Annotated in this window: 18 protein-coding genes and 1 tRNA gene; 7 read left to right on the top strand and 12 right to left on the bottom strand. The window is 39.8% G+C overall.

The window, feature by feature from the left end:
* From rlmM to hemA, 12 genes are all read right to left on the bottom strand, one after another.
* Positions 1 to 1,086, bottom strand: a complete 1,086-nt coding sequence (rlmM, locus tag P20429_RS08270) for a 23S rRNA (cytidine(2498)-2'-O)-methyltransferase RlmM (protein WP_007583974.1) — start codon at positions 1,084 to 1,086, stop codon at positions 1 to 3.
* Between the two features lie 17 nt (positions 1,087 to 1,103).
* The gene (locus tag P20429_RS08275) at positions 1,104 to 1,472 is read right to left on the bottom strand and encodes a DUF423 domain-containing protein (protein ID WP_007583972.1); all 369 of its coding nucleotides are present in this window, start codon (positions 1,470 to 1,472) and stop codon (positions 1,104 to 1,106) included.
* A gap of 19 nt (positions 1,473 to 1,491) precedes the next feature.
* Entirely contained in the window at positions 1,492 to 2,127 is a 636-nt protein-coding gene (locus P20429_RS08280; RefSeq protein WP_007583970.1) for an alpha/beta family hydrolase, read from the bottom strand.
* Between the two features lie 2 nt (positions 2,128 to 2,129).
* Positions 2,130 to 3,032, bottom strand: coding sequence for a transcriptional regulator GcvA (locus P20429_RS08285; RefSeq protein ID WP_002958561.1), 903 nt, complete (start codon positions 3,030 to 3,032; stop codon positions 2,130 to 2,132).
* A gap of 121 nt (positions 3,033 to 3,153) precedes the next feature.
* A complete protein-coding gene (gene kdsA, locus P20429_RS08290) occupies positions 3,154 to 4,008 on the bottom strand; it encodes a 3-deoxy-8-phosphooctulonate synthase (protein WP_007583968.1) in 855 nt (284 codons plus the stop codon).
* 9 nt (positions 4,009 to 4,017) lie between these two features.
* Complete coding sequence (locus P20429_RS08295) at positions 4,018 to 5,271, bottom strand: DUF819 domain-containing protein (RefSeq protein ID WP_007583967.1); 1,254 nt, start codon at positions 5,269 to 5,271, stop codon at positions 4,018 to 4,020.
* A 14-nt stretch (positions 5,272 to 5,285) separates the two neighbouring features.
* A complete protein-coding gene (locus P20429_RS08300; protein WP_007583966.1) occupies positions 5,286 to 6,113 on the bottom strand; it encodes a tetratricopeptide repeat protein in 828 nt (275 codons plus the stop codon).
* Positions 6,114 to 6,262: 149 nt separating this feature from the next.
* The gene (locus tag P20429_RS08305; protein WP_007583965.1) at positions 6,263 to 6,637 is read right to left on the bottom strand and encodes a SirB2 family protein; all 375 of its coding nucleotides are present in this window, start codon (positions 6,635 to 6,637) and stop codon (positions 6,263 to 6,265) included.
* Between the two features lie 29 nt (positions 6,638 to 6,666).
* Positions 6,667 to 8,211, bottom strand: a complete 1,545-nt coding sequence (locus P20429_RS08310) for a response regulator (protein ID WP_007583964.1) — start codon at positions 8,209 to 8,211, stop codon at positions 6,667 to 6,669.
* 54 nt (positions 8,212 to 8,265) lie between these two features.
* Positions 8,266 to 9,105 (bottom strand): peptide chain release factor N(5)-glutamine methyltransferase, encoded by an 840-nt coding sequence (prmC, locus tag P20429_RS08315; RefSeq protein ID WP_007583963.1) that lies wholly within the window; start codon positions 9,103 to 9,105, stop codon positions 8,266 to 8,268.
* Positions 9,106 to 9,107: 2 nt separating this feature from the next.
* Entirely contained in the window at positions 9,108 to 10,193 is a 1,086-nt protein-coding gene (prfA, locus tag P20429_RS08320) for a peptide chain release factor 1 (protein WP_007583962.1), read from the bottom strand.
* Positions 10,194 to 10,200: 7 nt separating this feature from the next.
* On the bottom strand, positions 10,201 to 11,457 hold the full coding sequence (gene hemA, locus P20429_RS08325; RefSeq protein ID WP_010554718.1) for a glutamyl-tRNA reductase: 1,257 nt from the start codon (positions 11,455 to 11,457) through the stop codon (positions 10,201 to 10,203).
* 83 nt (positions 11,458 to 11,540) lie between these two features.
* On the opposite strand from hemA, the gene lolB reads away from it, so the two are divergent.
* The 7 genes from lolB (at position 11,541) to P20429_RS08360 (ending at position 16,943) form a co-directional block, all read left to right on the top strand.
* Positions 11,541 to 12,134, top strand: a complete 594-nt coding sequence (gene lolB / locus P20429_RS08330) for a lipoprotein insertase outer membrane protein LolB (RefSeq protein WP_033026866.1) — start codon at positions 11,541 to 11,543, stop codon at positions 12,132 to 12,134.
* Positions 12,131 to 12,988 (top strand): 4-(cytidine 5'-diphospho)-2-C-methyl-D-erythritol kinase, encoded by an 858-nt coding sequence (ispE, locus tag P20429_RS08335; RefSeq protein WP_007583959.1) that lies wholly within the window; start codon positions 12,131 to 12,133, stop codon positions 12,986 to 12,988. Before lolB ends, ispE begins: the two co-directional genes overlap by 4 nt.
* 88 nt (positions 12,989 to 13,076) lie before the next feature.
* Positions 13,077 to 14,024: a ribose-phosphate pyrophosphokinase gene (locus P20429_RS08340; RefSeq protein ID WP_007583957.1), complete on the top strand. Its 948-nt coding sequence runs from the start codon at positions 13,077 to 13,079 to the stop codon at positions 14,022 to 14,024.
* 149 nt (positions 14,025 to 14,173) lie between these two features.
* Positions 14,174 to 14,785 (top strand): 50S ribosomal protein L25/general stress protein Ctc, encoded by a 612-nt coding sequence (locus tag P20429_RS08345; protein ID WP_007583956.1) that lies wholly within the window; start codon positions 14,174 to 14,176, stop codon positions 14,783 to 14,785.
* Positions 14,786 to 14,804: 19 nt separating this feature from the next.
* The gene (gene pth / locus P20429_RS08350; protein ID WP_007583954.1) at positions 14,805 to 15,389 is read left to right on the top strand and encodes an aminoacyl-tRNA hydrolase; all 585 of its coding nucleotides are present in this window, start codon (positions 14,805 to 14,807) and stop codon (positions 15,387 to 15,389) included.
* Positions 15,390 to 15,442: 53 nt separating this feature from the next.
* Entirely contained in the window at positions 15,443 to 16,534 is a 1,092-nt protein-coding gene (ychF, locus tag P20429_RS08355; RefSeq protein ID WP_007583951.1) for a redox-regulated ATPase YchF, read from the top strand.
* Between the two features lie 332 nt (positions 16,535 to 16,866).
* Positions 16,867 to 16,943: transfer RNA gene (locus P20429_RS08360), tRNA-Met, on the top strand.
* Positions 16,944 to 16,945 lie beyond the last annotated feature (2 nt).

Here is a 16,945-nt window from a genome sequence, read left to right as displayed (position 1 = left end):
TTAACTATACAAATTTTGTGGCACCTTAGTAACGTTTAAATGAACGGTTATTTCCTCACGATCATGATAGAGATGTTTAGCTTGTAACTCGTAATTAATGCTATGTTTCTCAAGCTCTTTTCTTATCATCGAAAGACATTCATAAACACTATCAAAGCGTTTTTTCATAGGTAGTTTTAAGTTAAATATAAACTCTTTTGCGTATGCATTTACTGCCCAGTCAATCATTAGCGTAGTCACTTTGGTTGGTTTTTCCACCATATCGCACACTAACCAAGTAATATTTCTTTTTTCTGGGCGATATTTAAAACCATCTGCTCTAAAATGTTTAACTTGACCCGTTTGCATTAAATCGTCATTCATTGGGCCGTTATCAATCGCACTTACAAACATACCACGACGTACAAGCTGATAAGTCCAACCACCCGGGCATGCACCTAAATCAACACTGCGCATACCTGCTGCCACGCGTGATTCACGTTGTTGCTCAGGAATAAATACATTAAACGCTTCGTCGAGTTTTAACGTTGAACGACTCGGTGCATCGCTTGGCATACGAAGGCGTAAAATACCCATGAAAAATGGAGAATTATTAAAGCTATACGAGTAACCAACATAAGCCGTATTGTTTGTTAAAAACATGACATGCATTACTGGGCGGTTTGCTTTTGGCTCACGCAGTACTGTATTTTGTTTTTCGAGGGCTTTTTTAAGCGGCGTTGATATTTTTTTACAGAACGTTAAAAGCTCTTTGCCTTCATTTGTATCTGGCGTTTCTACGCGCAGCTCTGAGCACAATGTAAAATCTTTAGCAGCTTCAACTACTGCACTTACACGGTCCTCTACTGGCATGTTTTCAAGTAATGTACCGGCAAACCATTGGCGTGCGAACACCATATTTTTAAAATCGACTTTTTTGATTATTTCGTCGCTGTGATGCGCTTCAAAACATTCGTAAACAACATAACCTGTATTTGGCTTTGCTTTTACATACCCTGCAAAACCCTGCTCTGCAGCATGAAACGTTATTTCAGCAGCGGCATCGCTTTCAAAACCACTACGACAATAAATCACAACACTAGACATATTAACCCTTAAACTCTTTAAAACTTAAATCGTGCGACTTGCACTAAAATAACAATCCAACCAATAATAAAGCACAATCCACCAAGCGGTGTTATCGGCCCTAGCCACTTCATATCTGTTAGAGCGAGTAAATATAAACTGCCACTAAAAAGTAGTGTGCCCGTTATAAAAAAGCCACCAGCCCAACTCAGGTTTATGCCCCATTTAATTAAAATAGCCACCGCAATAAGTGCAAGGCCATGCACCATTTGATACTCAGCAGCTGTTTTAAAAACCCCTAATGAATACTCCGATAAACGGCTTTTTAAACCATGGGCAGCAAATGCACCTAACATAACCGAGAGCATACAAAAAATACTGCCGGCCATTAAAAATAATTTAATCATCTAATCCCCTAATCGAGTCTTAACACATCTCTACTTGTTGCTTAATAAATTCAACGGCACTTAACGCTGCTGTTTCTCTATTTTGCAGTTCAGTTACGCCACTTTTTTTACGTGGTTTTAATGAATGATCGCCATCAGTCAGCCATGTGAGTAAAGGCTGTTTTGGCATTTCCATAGTAAGCAGTTCTTCACGTGTACCAAATGTATCTCGCTCGCCCTGTAATACTAAAAAGGGGCAAACAATATCAGCAAAATGATCGGTGCGTAACTTTTCTGGCTTACCCGGCGGATGAAATGGATAACCAAATACAATAACACCCGAAAGTCTTTGCTCTGTGCTGCACGCAAGCATTGATGCCATGCGTCCGCCCATCGATTTACCGCCTATAAATAACGGTAAATCTGGCTGCGCCTGCCCAAGCACTTGCTCATAATAAGTAAGTAGCTTTGGTGCTCGCTCAGGAGGCCTACGTTTATTAGTTTGTTTAGCAATTTGCATATATTCAAAATCAAATAAACCAACATCAACACCTTGCTCGCTTATTAATTTTGCCATATGTTGCATAAAGTCAGAATCGCTACCGGCACCTGCACCATGCGCAAATATAAACTGTGCAATTGCAGGTTGTGCGGTGCTTTTAAACCATTCAATCATTATTAATACTCATGTTCTTGCTCATGCTCTACTAAGCTCAGCATCCACTCTTTAAACGAAACTATTTTACCAAGCTCTGTTTGCGATTCGCGAAGCACTAAGTAATATGCATTTTTACTTTCTAGACTGTGATTAAACGGAATAACCAAACGCCCTGCATCTATGTCGGGTTTAGCTAATACACTATTACCAATTGCCACGCCTTGCCCATGTACTGCAGCTTGTAACACCATTGATGAGTGACTAAATATAGGACCTTGATTTACCTGAATGTTACGCACGCCTGCAGTTTTCATCCACGTTTTCCAGTTTTTACGTGTGGTGTCATGCAATAAGGTGTGATGCGCTAAATCACTAGGTTGATCAAGCGGCTTTAATCCGCTTAATAACATAGGACTACAAAGTGGTACTAAATACTCGGTATGAAGTTTGTACGCTTGTACGCCATTCCAATGACCTCTTCCATAGTAAATAGCAATATCTACGTCATCAGTCAGTGAGTTTTCATCTTGATCTTGTGCTTTTATTCGCACGTCTATCTCTGGGTGTAACTCATTAAACAAACTCAAACGAGGCACTAACCACTGAATAGCAAAACTTGGTGTTAGACTAACTGTTAATGAGCCCTTAGCACCACGGGCTAATAGCTTTTCAGTTGCATCAATAAGCTGAGTAAAAATCTCTTTTATATCTAAAAAGTAGCCTTGGCCTTCTTCAGTTAATAATAATGAGCGGTTTTTACGTAAAAACAACTTTAAACCTAAATGCTCTTCAAGTGTTTTTATTTGATGACTTACTGCCGCCTGCGTTACATAGAGCTCTTCTGCAGCCTTAGTAAAACTTAAATGACGCGCAGCCGCTTCAAAGGCTTTTAATGCGTTTAATGGAGGTACCCGTCTTGACATAATAACCAAGCTTAGAATTAGTTTTTCTTATGCGTGAGATTATATACATCATATAAGTTTGTGTATATTAAAGGCATAAAAAAAGCGACCTGAGTCGCTTTTTAATAAACATCATGCCTAATTATAAATCGCTTGCACTTGTATCAAGTGGGGCAAAGCTTTTAATTAAATCATCAACCGCTTTCATTTGCGTTAAGTACCCTTCTAACTTACTAAGCGCTAGCGCACATGGGCCATCACATTTAGCTTCGTTAGGGTTTGGATGCGCCTCAATAAATAAACCTGCAATACCTAGCGCCATACCGCTGCGTGCAAGCTCTGCTGCTTGTGCTCGACGACCATCAGCAGAGTCAGCTCGGCCACCAGGGCGCTGAAGTGCATGTGTTGCATCAAAAATAACAGGCGCCATTGCTTTCATGTCATCCATACCCAGCATATCAACCACTAGGTTGTTGTAACCAAAGCTAGAACCACGCTCACAAAGTGCGATATTATTATTACCTGCTTCATTAAATTTAGTAATGATATGGCGCATTTCGTGTGGAGCTAAAAACTGTGGTTTTTTCACATTAATAATTGCACCTGTTTTAGCCATTGCTACAACTAGATCAGTTTGACGTGCTAAAAAAGCTGGTAACTGAATTACATCAACAACTTCAGCAACAGGTGCTGCTTGATGCGGTTCGTGTACATCGGTAATAAGCGGTATGTTGAAGGTCTTTTTAATCTCTTCAAATATTTTTAAACCTTCTTCCATACCAGGACCACGGTACGAATTTATTGAAGAACGGTTAGCCTTATCAAATGACGCTTTAAATACATAAGGAATATTGAGTTTCGTCGTAACTTCTACGTAATGCTCTGCAACACGCATAGCTAAATCGCGAGATTCTAATACATTAATACCACCAAACAATACAAACGGTTTGTTGTTTGCTAGTTCAATTTCATTAATTTTAATAATTTGGTCTTTCATTTAAATTCCTTAAGGTGCAACTGCTTGCATCATTAATCCACAAATATAAGCCATATAAGTACCCACACCATAGCCCAGTACAGCTAACAGGACACCAACAGGCGCAAGCGAAGGGTGAAATGCTGATGCTACAACAGGTGCAGACGCTGCGCCGCCCACATTAGCCTGCGAGCCCACAGCCATATAAAATAACGGTGCTTTAATTAGTTTAGCTACTACTAACATTATGCTTGCATGCACTAACATCCAAATTGCACCAACTAAAAATAACCCTGGGTTATTAAAAATAGCGGTTACATTCATATGCAAACCAATCGATGCAACTAAAATATACAAAAAGCTAGAGGCTACTTTTGAAGCGCCAAACGCTTCTATTTGTCTCACTTTAGTAAACGATAAGCCTATGCCAATCGTTGTTGATATAACGATTAGCCAAAAGAATTTACTGTTTAAGCTGTATTCTTTTGCCCACTCATAAGTCGTGCCAAAGTACGGACCTAAAAAGTCAGCACAAAAATGCGCTAAACCGGTTATACCAAATGCAATCGCAAGCAGCGTCATATAATCGTTAAGAGTAGGAATACGGGCATGTTCAGCGTGATAGGCTTCAACACGTTTTTTTAAATCTTCAATTGCGCTTGTATCAGCACCCGTAGCTGCATCAATCTTTTTATGGTTTGCTGCCATTAACAATAAAACAGCCATCCAAATATTCGCGACTATTACATCTACTGTAATCATTACAGAAAATATATCACCACCAACTTCAAACATCTCTTTCATTGATGCTTGGTTAGCACCACCGCCAATCCAGCTACCCGCAACGGTTGTCATACCGCGCCATACTGCATCGGGCCCATGACCACCAACAATACTTGGGTCAAATGCACTCACGACTAAAATAGCTAATGGCCCACCAATAACAATGCCCAATGTACCCACTAAAAACATAATGAGCGCTTTAGGGCCTAAGTTAATAATAGCTTTTAAATCAATACTAATGGTAAGCAGTATTAAACAAGCAGGCAGTAAGTAGCGCGAAGCCACATAATAAACATTGGATTTATTACCATCTACAATACCAAAGGTATTTAATAACGAAGGTAAAAAGTAACACAGTAGTAAAGCAGGTACGTATTTATAAAATCGTTTTAAAGCTGGACGCTCACTGTTTGAGGTTTTAAAAATAAACCCCAAAATAATAGCAAGCAAACCAAGCACAACGGCATCATTTGTAATTAATGCGCTTTGAGTTTCAACCATAATTATTCCTATTCTTAATGGTGCGTTTTATTATTATCTTCTAGTTCTTCTATTTGGTGTTGAATAATCTCTATTGCAGGATCGTCCGGACACTCATCGACAAAAAACTGTAAATCATCACGTGCCATTTTAGGGCAACCGAGCTGATTTAATAAGTAACCTCTGTCGCGTCTCTCATACGGGTCGTCGCCTATTAGCTCCATTAGCATCTCTACACAGGTCAAAGCATGACCAAATTTGTTTTCGCTAATGAAAGACCATTTTTGCTGAGCTAAAAATAGCTTATATACTTCGTCATCAAAAATTAACTCTAAAGGCTCTTGTTCTTGCCCATCATCTTCATCTGCGTTTTCAGGGATGATATACCAGCTTTGTTGCCCGCTGCTTGGCTCAATTATGTAGCCCTCTTCATCACTTATCGCCACATGAACACCAACATCACCCAGCGTAAGACTAAGATTTGCATCAAAGTTAGCTTGTTGTAAAAAGTGACAAAGTATAATTGCAAGCGTTGTTGGTGAGCCACTACGCATAGAAAGCGTATAGCTTAATGTATTTAATTTGTATTCTGGCACTTTTAAGCCTGAGGCACTAAATAGCCAATCGCTGTAAAACATATCTAATAATTTTTCGAAGCGATCGTGCTCATCACTCACTTTTAAACACAGCGCTGAAATTTGCTGTTCAAAGTCAGTTAAAGTTTCATAACATGGTGTTAAATCTATCTGAGGGTCCCATTTTGACTCTGCTTTAATACAGCGGTAAATCGCTGGAGGTGTAAATTCATCGTAAGCATCATCAAGATAAGATTCATCGTGTTCGTCAAACCCGAGGGTAGTCATTAATACTGCAACATTTTAGAAAACGAAGGCGTAGTTTACCTAACTTTAAAGCTATATACCAATATAGAGATGTTTTTGAATATTTTCTGAGAGGGAGTCGTATTTGAGCTTTATAAAACAGCTATAAAGCTCAAATAGTCAGGTATTACTTAAAGCAAAAAAGCTGATTTAGACGTCGCTAAATAACCTATCGCTAAAATAACAGCAGTGTTAACTAAAACGTAAGCAACTTTAGCCGTCATTTTAGTTTGTCTGGCGCTTTTAGCCCCAATACCAATATATATAACCACTAAAACTATTTTTTCTAATAGCCAATATTGTTCAAACGGGTTAATTTTGGCCATAAATATAAGCGTAAGTGCAGACACTAATAACAAAGTATCTATACTATGACTACCAATCATTACCGCTTTATTTTTTGCTAATTTACCACTGCCCATTCGCGAAAATGCGCGAACATAAAATAAAATCACACTCAACATCGCAATTGCCATGTGTGAATGCTTTACTGCTAAATAATCCATATGCCCCTGTACTTCTGTTTTATAAAAATTTAATCAGGAAAACGGTTAAGAACCGCTTCTAACTCATCAAGCTTCTCGTTAAATACTTCAACCAATTTTGGTTCAAAGTGTGTGCCTTTTTGAGCGTTAATTTCATCAACTACGTTTTGCAGTGTCCAAGGTTCTTTATAGCATCGTTTATGGCGAAGTGCATCGTATACATCAGCAAGTGCAACTATACGACCAAATACATTAATTGCGTTTCCGCTTAAACCTTGTGGGTAACCAGAGCCATCCCATTTTTCATGATGCTCTTTTGCAATAATTGCGCCTGCACTAACAATCTCATGCGGCGAGTCTTTTAAAATAGTATAGCCTTTATCAGTATGGGTTTTCATCACTTCCCATTCTTGGGCGTCTAACTTTGCTGGTTTATTTAATACCGCATCAGGAATGCCCACTTTGCCTACATCATGAAGAGGCGACGCCAACCTTACTAAATCAGCATCATGCTTAGATAAGCCATACCCTTGTGCCAATATATGACAAATATGTGCTACACGCTTAACATGATTACCCGTTTCTGTTGAGCGTTGCTCTACCGCTTCACTTAACCTGTAAACAAGCTCTTGTTGCGTTGCTTCTATTTCAGACTGAAGTTGTACATTTTCAAACGCAAGTTGCACATTTTGAGAAAAAATCTTAATTAAATGGCGCTGAGTATCCGTTAAATCCTTTGGAATACCTGATATAAATAGCATCGAATTATGATTGTACTCACTGCTACAATACGCAAATAAGTAGTTATCTTTATAAATAATGCTTTTTTCATTAAGCGCCTGATGACATGCACTTAACTGTTCAGCTTGTAATACCTCATCGAGCTCTTTACCTTCACTTTTTTCAAAGTCACCGGTACCCGAGCAAACAATTAATTTTTTATTATTTTGTGCTTCAGGATTTTGCGCAACTAAAGTAGTTGCATACATAGCTTGATCAGCAATACCAAGTAAAGAAGTTAACTGCTGCATAACGCCTTCAATAAAGTGCTCTATTGAATGCGCTGAAAAAATATCACGGGACGCTATAATTATTTTCTCAAGCCCCTCGCGTGACTGCTCAATCGAAATAATATCCCGATACGAGCGCAGGCTCGACATAATAACAGTAAATAACTTTTGAGCCGTTAGCTCTGTTTTAGATTTGTAATCGTTAATATCATAATTAATAATTACTTGTCGTTCAGGTGCTTGACCAGGTTGACCCGTTCTTAAAATAATTCGAATATGATTATTTTTAGCTTCTTCACGAATAAACTTAGCAACTTGCAAACCGGCATCATCGGTCTCCATTACTACATCAAGTAGTACAATGGCTGCATCTGGATGCTCTTTCACAAGCTCTTTTGCTTCAGCACCTGAGTAAGCACTAATAAATTCTAAGCGTTTATTTTGAAACTCAAAATCACTCAACGCTAGTTTTGTAACAGCATGAACTTCAGGTTCATCATCAACGATTAATACTTTCCAGGTACCGAGTTCAATCTCATTGATTGCTTCTTCTGGCTCATCTGAAAATAAAAAATCACCCATCATAGTCGAAATTCCTTCATGGCATTATTTAACGCACTAGCAGGCAATTATTATTCTTTAGGGCCACTGTGCAAACGTTACACGGTCATTATCACCAAAGTCTTTCACTGTTTTAATATTCACAAATGCCATTTTTTTGAAAAAATGACGAACAGCTTCACCTTGCTCAAAACCGTGTTCTATTAAAAGATAGCCACTAGATAACAAATAGTCACGTGATTGTGTAATTATTTGTTTAATATCAGACATTCCACAATCATCAGCCACTAATGCCGACAAAGGCTCAAAGCGCACATCGCCCTGATTTAAATGTATATCACTGCTTTCAATATAAGGCGGGTTGGTAACAATTAGGTTGTATTTCTCACCATGTAACTCGCTAAACCAGTTGCTTTGCTTAACGTGTACATTATTAATTGCCAATCGCTGCTGGTTACGTGTAGCCAGTGCAACTGCATCGCTTACTCTATCTACTGCAATAATTTGCCAATTAGGCATTTCACTACCCAATGCCAACGCAATTGCACCAGTACCCGTGCCTAAATCAAGCACTTTAGCTGTAGCAGGTACAGCCACTTCAAGTGCTTGTTCTACTAACGTTTCGGTATCTGGTCGAGGTATTAAAGTTGTTGCGTTAACTTCAAGCGATAAGCTCCAAAATTCACGTTGCCCCGTAATATGTGCAACAGGTTCACCGTTTAAACGTCTTTGGCAAAATGTATTAAATTGCTGTTGTTGTTCAGCATTAAGCGCATGCTCTGGCCAAGTAAAAAGGTAACTGTGAGGTTTTTGAAGAATATGTAGAAGTAAAACTTGTGCGTCTAATTTAGCACTTTCGCTGCTAGGTGCTAATAAATTAGCGCCTGCAGCAATAGCTTGTTCAAGAGTTTGGCTCACGATTACTCGTCGCCCATAGCCGCTAATAAGTCAGCTTGATGTTCTTGCATTAATGGGTCAATAACGCAGCTTAAATCACCCGCTACCACTTCATTCAAGCGATAAAGTGTTAAGTTAATACGGTGATCGGTAATACGACCTTGTGGGTAGTTATAAGTACGGATACGTTCAGAACGATCGCCACTACCTACTAAGTCACGACGTTCAGATGCTTCTGCCGCATGGCGCTTTTCATCTTCAGCCTGTTGCAAGCGTGCTGCAAGTACTGACATCGCTTTAGCACGGTTTTTATGCTGTGAACGTTGATCCTGACACTCAACAACAACACCGGTAGGTATATGTGTAAGTCGAATAGCAGAATCTGTTTTATTAACGTGCTGACCACCTGCGCCTGATGCACGAAATGTATCAACTTTTAAATCTGCGGTATTAATTTGTATCGCTTCGGCCTCTGGTACTTCCGCCATTACCGCAACAGTACATGCAGAGGTATGCACTCGCCCTTGTGACTCAGTTTCTGGCACACGTTGTACGCGGTGTACACCTGATTCAAACTTTAATTGACCGTAAACGCCTTCGCCACTAATGTTTGCAATAACTTCTTTGTAGCCACCGTGCTCACCTTCATTGGTGCTCACAACTTCTACTTTCCATTTTTTAGTTTCTGCATAGCGGCTGTACATACGGAATAAGTCGCCAGCAAAAATAGCCGCTTCATCACCGCCTGTTCCAGCGCGTACTTCAACAAACACGTTATTGTTATCTCGCGGATCTTTTGGCAACATTAATACTTGAATTTGATCTTCAATTACCAAAATTTGTGCTTTAGCTTCTTTATATTCTTCTTGCGCCATTTCACGCATTTCAGGGTCAGAATCTTTAAGCATTTCTTCTGCACTGGCTAAATCATCTTGCGTTTCTTTGTAAGTTAAAAACGTTTTTACAATCTCTTCAAGCTCAGAGTATTCTTTTGAAAGCCCACGAAAACGATTTTGATCACTAATGACCGACGGGTCGCTTAGCAGCGCTTGTACTTCTTCGTAACGCTCTACTAAGGTTTCTAATTTATTATAAACAGACTCTTTCATTTAACGGTTATTCCTGATCAATACCTAACATTTTTTTCAACTGGTTTAGCTGCGCCACTTCACCTTTTTTCGCTGCGTCTTGTATTGCACGGGTAGGCGCGTGCATTAAGCGATTGGTTAATTTATTGGCGAGCTCTAATATAATTTTTTCTGCATCTTTACCTGTATTTAGCTGACTAACAGCACGCTCTACAAGTTCTGACTTAATTGTTTGTACATCATTTCGATAATGGCGGATTAAATCTACCGAATCGAGTGAGCGCATCCACATTGCAAATTCTTTGGTGCGTTCAGTAATAATTATTTGCGCTTGCTGTGCAGCTTGCTCACGCGCTGCCATATTCTCGCTTACAATGGTTTGTAAGTCATCAACGGAATATAAATAGGCAGCATCTAGCTCACCTACTTGGCTTTCTATGTCGCGCGGAACCGCAATATCTATAAATAGCATAGGCTTGTGACGGCGCTGCTTAAGCGCTTGCTCAACCACCCCTTTACCAATAATAGGTAAAGTACTGGCGGTAGAACTAATGACTATATCGGCTTCATGTAAACGTTCTGGTAACTGTGCAAGTGCGATAACATCTGCCGACACTTCATCAGCAAGGCTGCGAGCACGTTCAATTGTTCTATTAGCTACCGTAATTTTTTTAGGCTCATTTTGATATAAATGTTTAGCAACCAGTTCAATGGTTTCACCAGCACCAATCAATAACACATTGGTTTGATCAAGCTTGCCATAAATATGTTTCGCTAAATTAACAGCCGCAAATGCAACCGACACGGCACTTGCGCCTATATTTGTTTCAGTGCGAACTTGTTTTGCTACCGAAAAGGTTTTTTGAAACAACCTATCAAAAGTAACCCCTATTGCATCGTGGGTTTTAGCACTAAAAAACGATTGCTTTATTTGCCCTAAAATTTGCGGCTCGCCTAACACAAGAGAATCCAACCCACACGCTACGCGCATTAAGTGGTTAATGGCGTCATTACCTTCATGGCAGTATATATTGCTGCTCAGTTCATGTTCATCCAAACCATGGAAACTGGCAAGCCAAGTTAACAGTGTTTGGGAATTTTGCTGAGCGAGGCTACAATAGATCTCGGTTCGATTACAGGTAGACACAATAACCGCTTCATTAAAGTCGGCATGGCCACTTAATTGTTGCAACGCCTCTGAAATTTGCTCAGGCGAAAAAGCCACTTTTTCGCGTAATTCTACGGATGCGGTTTTGTGATTTATACCTAGTGCTATTATGGTCATATTTGCCAAATATTGCTGAGCCCTACTTCAAAGGCGGTAATTTTACCAAAAATCAGCGGAATATGGAAAGTAAGGAACAACATTTGATTCGACAATATTTGATTTTATTCATGTTTTTTTTATTATTAGGTGGCTGTGCCCATCAAATTGATACAAAAACAACACTTTATGATGATTGGAAGCCACGTTTAGCTGCTCAAAAAACTTGGCAGGTCGAGGGTAAACTCGCGTTTATAAGCCCAGAAGAACGTCAATCTGCAAACTTAAATTGGCAGCAAACAACAAATTCCAATAATTTAATACTGACTACTTTTATTGGTACGCGTATTTTGTCGCTTAAACAAACAGCAAATGGTGCTGAATTAGAGTTTGACGGTGATGAGTACTTTGATACTAATGCTGCAGAGCTTTTAAAGCGTTTAACGGGTTTTACACTCCCTGTTGATAATGCCGATAATTGGCTTAAGGGCACCATTGACGATCAAAGTTTAGTCGTTGATGAACTAGGCCGTGCAAAGCAAGTATTATGGTTTGATAATGCAGGCAAAAAATGGCAAATAGATTACGGCACTTACGTACAAAACGCAGGTTACTGGTTACCAACTAAACTGACGTTAAAGCATCAACAAATAAAAATAAAAATTCAACTCTACGATTGGCAGTTTAAACAAGTATGAATAACAAAACCTCTTTTTCACTTATTGCTCCGGCAAAACTCAATTTATTTTTACATATTAATGCTCGCCGAGAAGATGGCTATCATGAACTAGAAACCTTATTTACTTTTTTAAATTTTGGTGATGAGTTGCATTTTGAGCTAACAACAGACGGTGGTATTTCTGTCGGTGGTGATACTAAAGACATACCCCTAAATGATAATCTCATCTATAAAGCGGCTTTATTATTACAAACACACTGTAAAACCTCTTTGGGTGTAAAAATAAATTTAATTAAACGCTTACCGATGGGCGGAGGTGTTGGAGGTGGTTCATCCGACGCCGCAAGTACTTTATTAGCCCTAAATAAATTATGGAAATTAGAACTAAATTTAGAAATTCTAGCCCAATTAGGACTTAAATTAGGGGCTGATGTTCCGGTGTTCATACAAGGGCAAAGCGCCATAGCGCATGGTATTGGTGAGAAATTACACCAGGTAGAACTTGAACAAAAATGGTACTGCGTTGTACACCCAAACCAACATGTAAGTACCGCAAAAATATTTACACATCCAGATTTAAAACGCGACACACCAAAAATAATAGGCGATTGGAAACACCATACTTTAACCAACGATTGTGAGCCTTTAGTTAAAAAGCTTTGCCCCGAGGTTGAAAAAACCCTCCAGTGGTTGCTAAAATACGCACCGTCGAAGATGACCGGAACAGGTTCATGTTGTTTTGTCGAATTTGCTAGTCAAGTTCAAGCACAAGATGTACTTGGAAATCTCCCCCATACTTGGCAGGGTTTTGTGGCTTCAAGCGCAAATGTCTCACCTGCTCATACGGAGTTAACCGCCATATTCGATCAATGAAGTAACGTACAAGTAATCATAAGTTAACTCGCAGTGGTATTTATCATTGCCCGTTAGTCCAAATATTCAGTGCCTGAGGAACCCTACCGTGCCTGACATGAAGCTCTTCGCTGGTAACGCAACACCTGAGTTAGCTCAAAAAGTTGCAAAACGTTTATATATTGAATTAGGCGATGCTGTTGTTGGCCGTTTTAGCGACGGTGAGATCAGTGTTCAAATAAATGAAAATGTTCGTGGCTCGGACGTTTTTATCTTGCAATCAACCTGTGCCCCTACAAACGATAACCTAATGGAACTTATCGTTATGGTTGATGCTCTACGTCGTGCATCCGCAGGTCGTATTACTGCCGTCATTCCTTATTTTGGTTATGCGCGCCAAGACCGTCGTGTACGTTCTGCCCGTGTTCCAATTACCGCTAAAGTTGTTGCCGATTTCTTATCAAGTGTGGGTGTTGACCGTGTTCTTACGGTTGATTTACACGCTGAACAAATCCAAGGCTTCTTTGATGTACCAGTAGACAACGTATTTGGCAGCCCTGTATTACTTGAAGATATGAAAGAACGCGACTTTGAAGACGTCGTTGTTGTATCTCCAGATATTGGTGGTGTTGTACGCGCACGTGCAATTGCAAAACTACTAAACGATACCGATTTAGCAATCATTGATAAACGTCGCCCTCAAGCAAACGTTTCTCAAGTAATGCACATTATTGGTGACGTTGAAGGTCGTGATTGTATTATCGTAGATGATATGATTGATACCGGTGGTACGTTATGTAAAGCCGCAGAAGCACTTAAAGAACATGGCGCTAAGCGCGTATTTGCATACGCAACGCATCCTATTCTTTCAGGTAAAGCAGCAGAAAACTTACGTGACTCGATGATTGACGAAGTAATTGTAACTGACTCAATTCCGCTATCTGACGAGCTTAAAGCCCTTGATAAAATTAAGGTACTTACGCTTGCTGACATGTTAGCAGAGACTATTCGTCGTATTAGTAACGAAGAATCTATCTCAGCGATGTTTGAACACTAAAATTAAACATTCCTGAGTATAAAAGCGCCTTTTGGCGCTTTTTTTGTAAGCGATGTTTATTTTGTCTGGGCGTGGTGGTATGATAGCGCGCCTTTTGGCTAGGGACCTTGGTCGCAAAGGCCCTACACATTTTAATAACTGGAGACATCATGTCTAACAAAACTTATACATATAACGCTGAACTTCGCGTAGAAACTGGTACTGGTGCGAGCCGCCGCCTACGTCGCGAAGACAAAGTTCCTGCAATCCTTTACGGAGCTGACAAAGAAGCTTTATCTCTTACTTTTGCTCATAAAGATATGATCAAAGCACAAGAAGACGAAGGTTTTTACACGCATATCCTTACGCTTAACGTAGATGGCGAAGCTGTTGAAGTAATCTTAAAAGATATCCAACGTCACCCATTCAAGCCTAAGCTTACTCACCTTGATTTCCAACGTGTAGATGCTACTCATAAATTTCAAACTAAAGTTCCTCTTCACTTCATCGGTGAAGATATTGTAACTAAAGCTGGCGCAACTGTTGTTCACCAGTTAACTGAAGTTGAAATTACGTGTCTTCCAAAAGCACTTCCAGAATTCATTGAAGTAGATGTTTCTAAGTTTGTTGTTGGCGATTCTGTTCATATTTCTGACCTTACTTTCCCTAAAGGCGTTAGCTCTGTAGATTTAGGTAAAGGCGAAGGCTATGATCAGTCTATCCTGACTATCAAAGCAAACAAAGCAGCTCCAGTTGAAGACGACGCTGCAGCAGCAGAATAATTTTTAAGGTCTCGCAACCTTGAATTCTATTCAAATGCTTGTGGGCCTGGCTAATCCAGGCCCCGAATACGCAAACACACGCCACAATGCAGGTGCTTGGTTCATCGAGCAAATCGCTGCACGCTACAACTGCACCCTAAAATACGATCCTAAATATCACGGCCTTACAGGCAAAGTGATCATTCAAGGCCAAGAATTCAAATTATTGATCCCCACTACTTACATGAATTTAAGTGGTAAAGCGGTCGGTAGTTTAGCTAATTTTTTCAAAATCCCTGTCGAGGACATTTTAGTTGCCCATGACGAATTGGATTTAGACCCAGGCGTTGCCAAGTTAAAAAAAGGCGGCGGGCATGGCGGTCATAATGGTTTAAAAGACATTATTGCAAAAATGGCAAATCAAAAAGACTTCATGCGCTTGCGCATTGGTGTAGGTCATCCGGGACATCGTGAAATGGTTACTGGTTGGGTGCTTGGAAAAGCGGCCAAAGCAGACCAAGAAAAAATGGATGCTGCTGTTGATGAAGCAGTTCGTTGCATGGAAATACTTGCAAAAGATGGTGTGTTAAAAGCACAAAACAGACTACATTCGTTTAAACCCTAGTAACTTGGGTCCAAGTACACCGTTTAAACGAATTCTAAACAAGGTATCTTACTATGGGTTTTAAATGTGGCATCGTTGGCTTGCCTAACGTTGGTAAATCAACGCTTTTCAATGCACTAACTAAAGCGGGTATTGAAGCCGCTAACTTTCCTTTTTGTACCATTGAGCCTAATACAGGTGTGGTACCTGTGCCAGATCCTCGTCTAGACGAACTTGCTAAAATTGTTAATCCTCAACGAGTTCTTACCACTAGTATGGAATTTGTAGACATTGCAGGGTTAGTAAAAGGCGCATCTAAAGGTGAAGGCCTTGGTAACCAGTTTTTAGCTAACATTCGTGAAACCGATGCAATTGGCCACGTAGTTCGCTGTTTTGAAGATGAAAACATCATCCACGTAGCAGGCACTATTGACCCTGCTGACGATATTGACGTAATCAACACTGAGTTAGTACTTGCTGATATGGATAGCGCTGAAAAAGCCCTTTTCCGTAATTCAAAAAAAGCAAAAGGTGGCGATAAAGACGCTAAAGAGCAAAATGCTGTACTTGAAAAAGTAAAAGTGCATCTTGACGAAGGCTTAACTTTACGTGGTCTAGCACTAACTAAAGAAGAAAAAGCAGCAATCAGCTCTATTAACTTCTTAACGATTAAACCAACAATGTATATTGCAAACGTTGCTGAAGATGGTTTTGAAAATAACCCATACCTTGACCGCGTACGCGCTATTGCCGCAGCTGAAGATGCAATTGTTGTTCCTGTATGTGCCGCTATCGAGTCTGAGCTTTCAGAACTAGATGACGAAGACAAGCTAGAGTTTATGGCTGATCTTGGTCTAGAAGAGCCAGGTCTTAACCTTGTTATTCGTGGTGGTTATGAATTACTACAATTACAAACTTATTTCACAGCTGGCGTAAAAGAAGTACGCGCATGGACAATCCCTGTAGGTGCAACAGCACCACAAGCAGCGGGTAAAATTCATACCGACTTCGAGCGTGGCTTTATCCGTGCGCAAACTATTGCTTTTGACGACTTTGTTGCCTTTAAAGGTGAGAGTGGCGCAAAAGAAGCAGGTAAGATGCGTCAAGAAGGTAAAGAGTACATTGTTAAAGATGGCGATGTAATGAACTTCTTGTTCAACGTATAAGTACAAATTAAACCAATTTAACTTGGTAATAATTTTTAAAGGCTCGTTTTTACGAGCCTTTTTTGTATTTAAGCATTATAAAAATAATAATTAGCCTCAACTAGTCTATCTTTGTAATATCGCTTAATTAAAGAAGTACAGGGTTAATTAAGATTCCGCGCCTTAAAGGCAGCTAAAAAAACAGCATTTTTATTAAATTTTAGCCTGTTAGCTTAATTTTCCTGCAAACAAACACAGTTAAGTGTTTTTTTGCAAAAAAGGTGTTGACGAATTTGGGTCATATCAGCATAATACGCCCCGCACTCAGCGATGAAGTGCTAACAAAAAAAGATGGCTAAGTAGCTCAGCTGGTTAGAGCACATCACTCATAATGATGGGGTCACAGGTTCAAATCCCGTCTTAGCCACCATT

Origin of the sequence: Pseudoalteromonas sp. BSi20429 (genome assembly GCF_000238895.1) — a bacterium.
In the GTDB taxonomy this organism is placed as follows: domain Bacteria; phylum Pseudomonadota; class Gammaproteobacteria; order Enterobacterales; family Alteromonadaceae; genus Pseudoalteromonas; species Pseudoalteromonas arctica.
The sequence above is the reverse complement of the archived record's forward strand: the minus strand, read 5'-3'. Positions and strand labels throughout refer to the sequence as shown.

Coding starts and splice junctions, on each gene's coding strand:
- rlmM (WP_007583974.1), bottom strand. CDS start 1,086: ATGTCTAGTGTTGTGATTTATTGTCGTAGTGGTTTTGAAAGCGATGCC.
- P20429_RS08275 (WP_007583972.1), bottom strand. CDS start 1,472: ATGATTAAATTATTTTTAATGGCCGGCAGTATTTTTTGTATGCTCTCG.
- P20429_RS08280 (WP_007583970.1), bottom strand. CDS start 2,127: ATGATTGAATGGTTTAAAAGCACCGCACAACCTGCAATTGCACAGTTT.
- P20429_RS08285 (WP_002958561.1), bottom strand. CDS start 3,032: ATGTCAAGACGGGTACCTCCATTAAACGCATTAAAAGCCTTTGAAGCG.
- kdsA (WP_007583968.1), bottom strand. CDS start 4,008: ATGAAAGACCAAATTATTAAAATTAATGAAATTGAACTAGCAAACAAC.
- P20429_RS08295 (WP_007583967.1), bottom strand. CDS start 5,271: ATGGTTGAAACTCAAAGCGCATTAATTACAAATGATGCCGTTGTGCTT.
- P20429_RS08300 (WP_007583966.1), bottom strand. CDS start 6,113: ATGACTACCCTCGGGTTTGACGAACACGATGAATCTTATCTTGATGAT.
- P20429_RS08305 (WP_007583965.1), bottom strand. CDS start 6,637: ATGGATTATTTAGCAGTAAAGCATTCACACATGGCAATTGCGATGTTG.
- P20429_RS08310 (WP_007583964.1), bottom strand. CDS start 8,211: ATGATGGGTGATTTTTTATTTTCAGATGAGCCAGAAGAAGCAATCAAT.
- prfA (WP_007583962.1), bottom strand. CDS start 10,193: ATGAAAGAGTCTGTTTATAATAAATTAGAAACCTTAGTAGAGCGTTAC.
- hemA (WP_010554718.1), bottom strand. CDS start 11,457: ATGACCATAATAGCACTAGGTATAAATCACAAAACCGCATCCGTAGAA.
- ispE (WP_007583959.1), top strand. CDS start 12,131: ATGAATAACAAAACCTCTTTTTCACTTATTGCTCCGGCAAAACTCAAT.
- P20429_RS08345 (WP_007583956.1), top strand. CDS start 14,174: ATGTCTAACAAAACTTATACATATAACGCTGAACTTCGCGTAGAAACT.
- ychF (WP_007583951.1), top strand. CDS start 15,443: ATGGGTTTTAAATGTGGCATCGTTGGCTTGCCTAACGTTGGTAAATCA.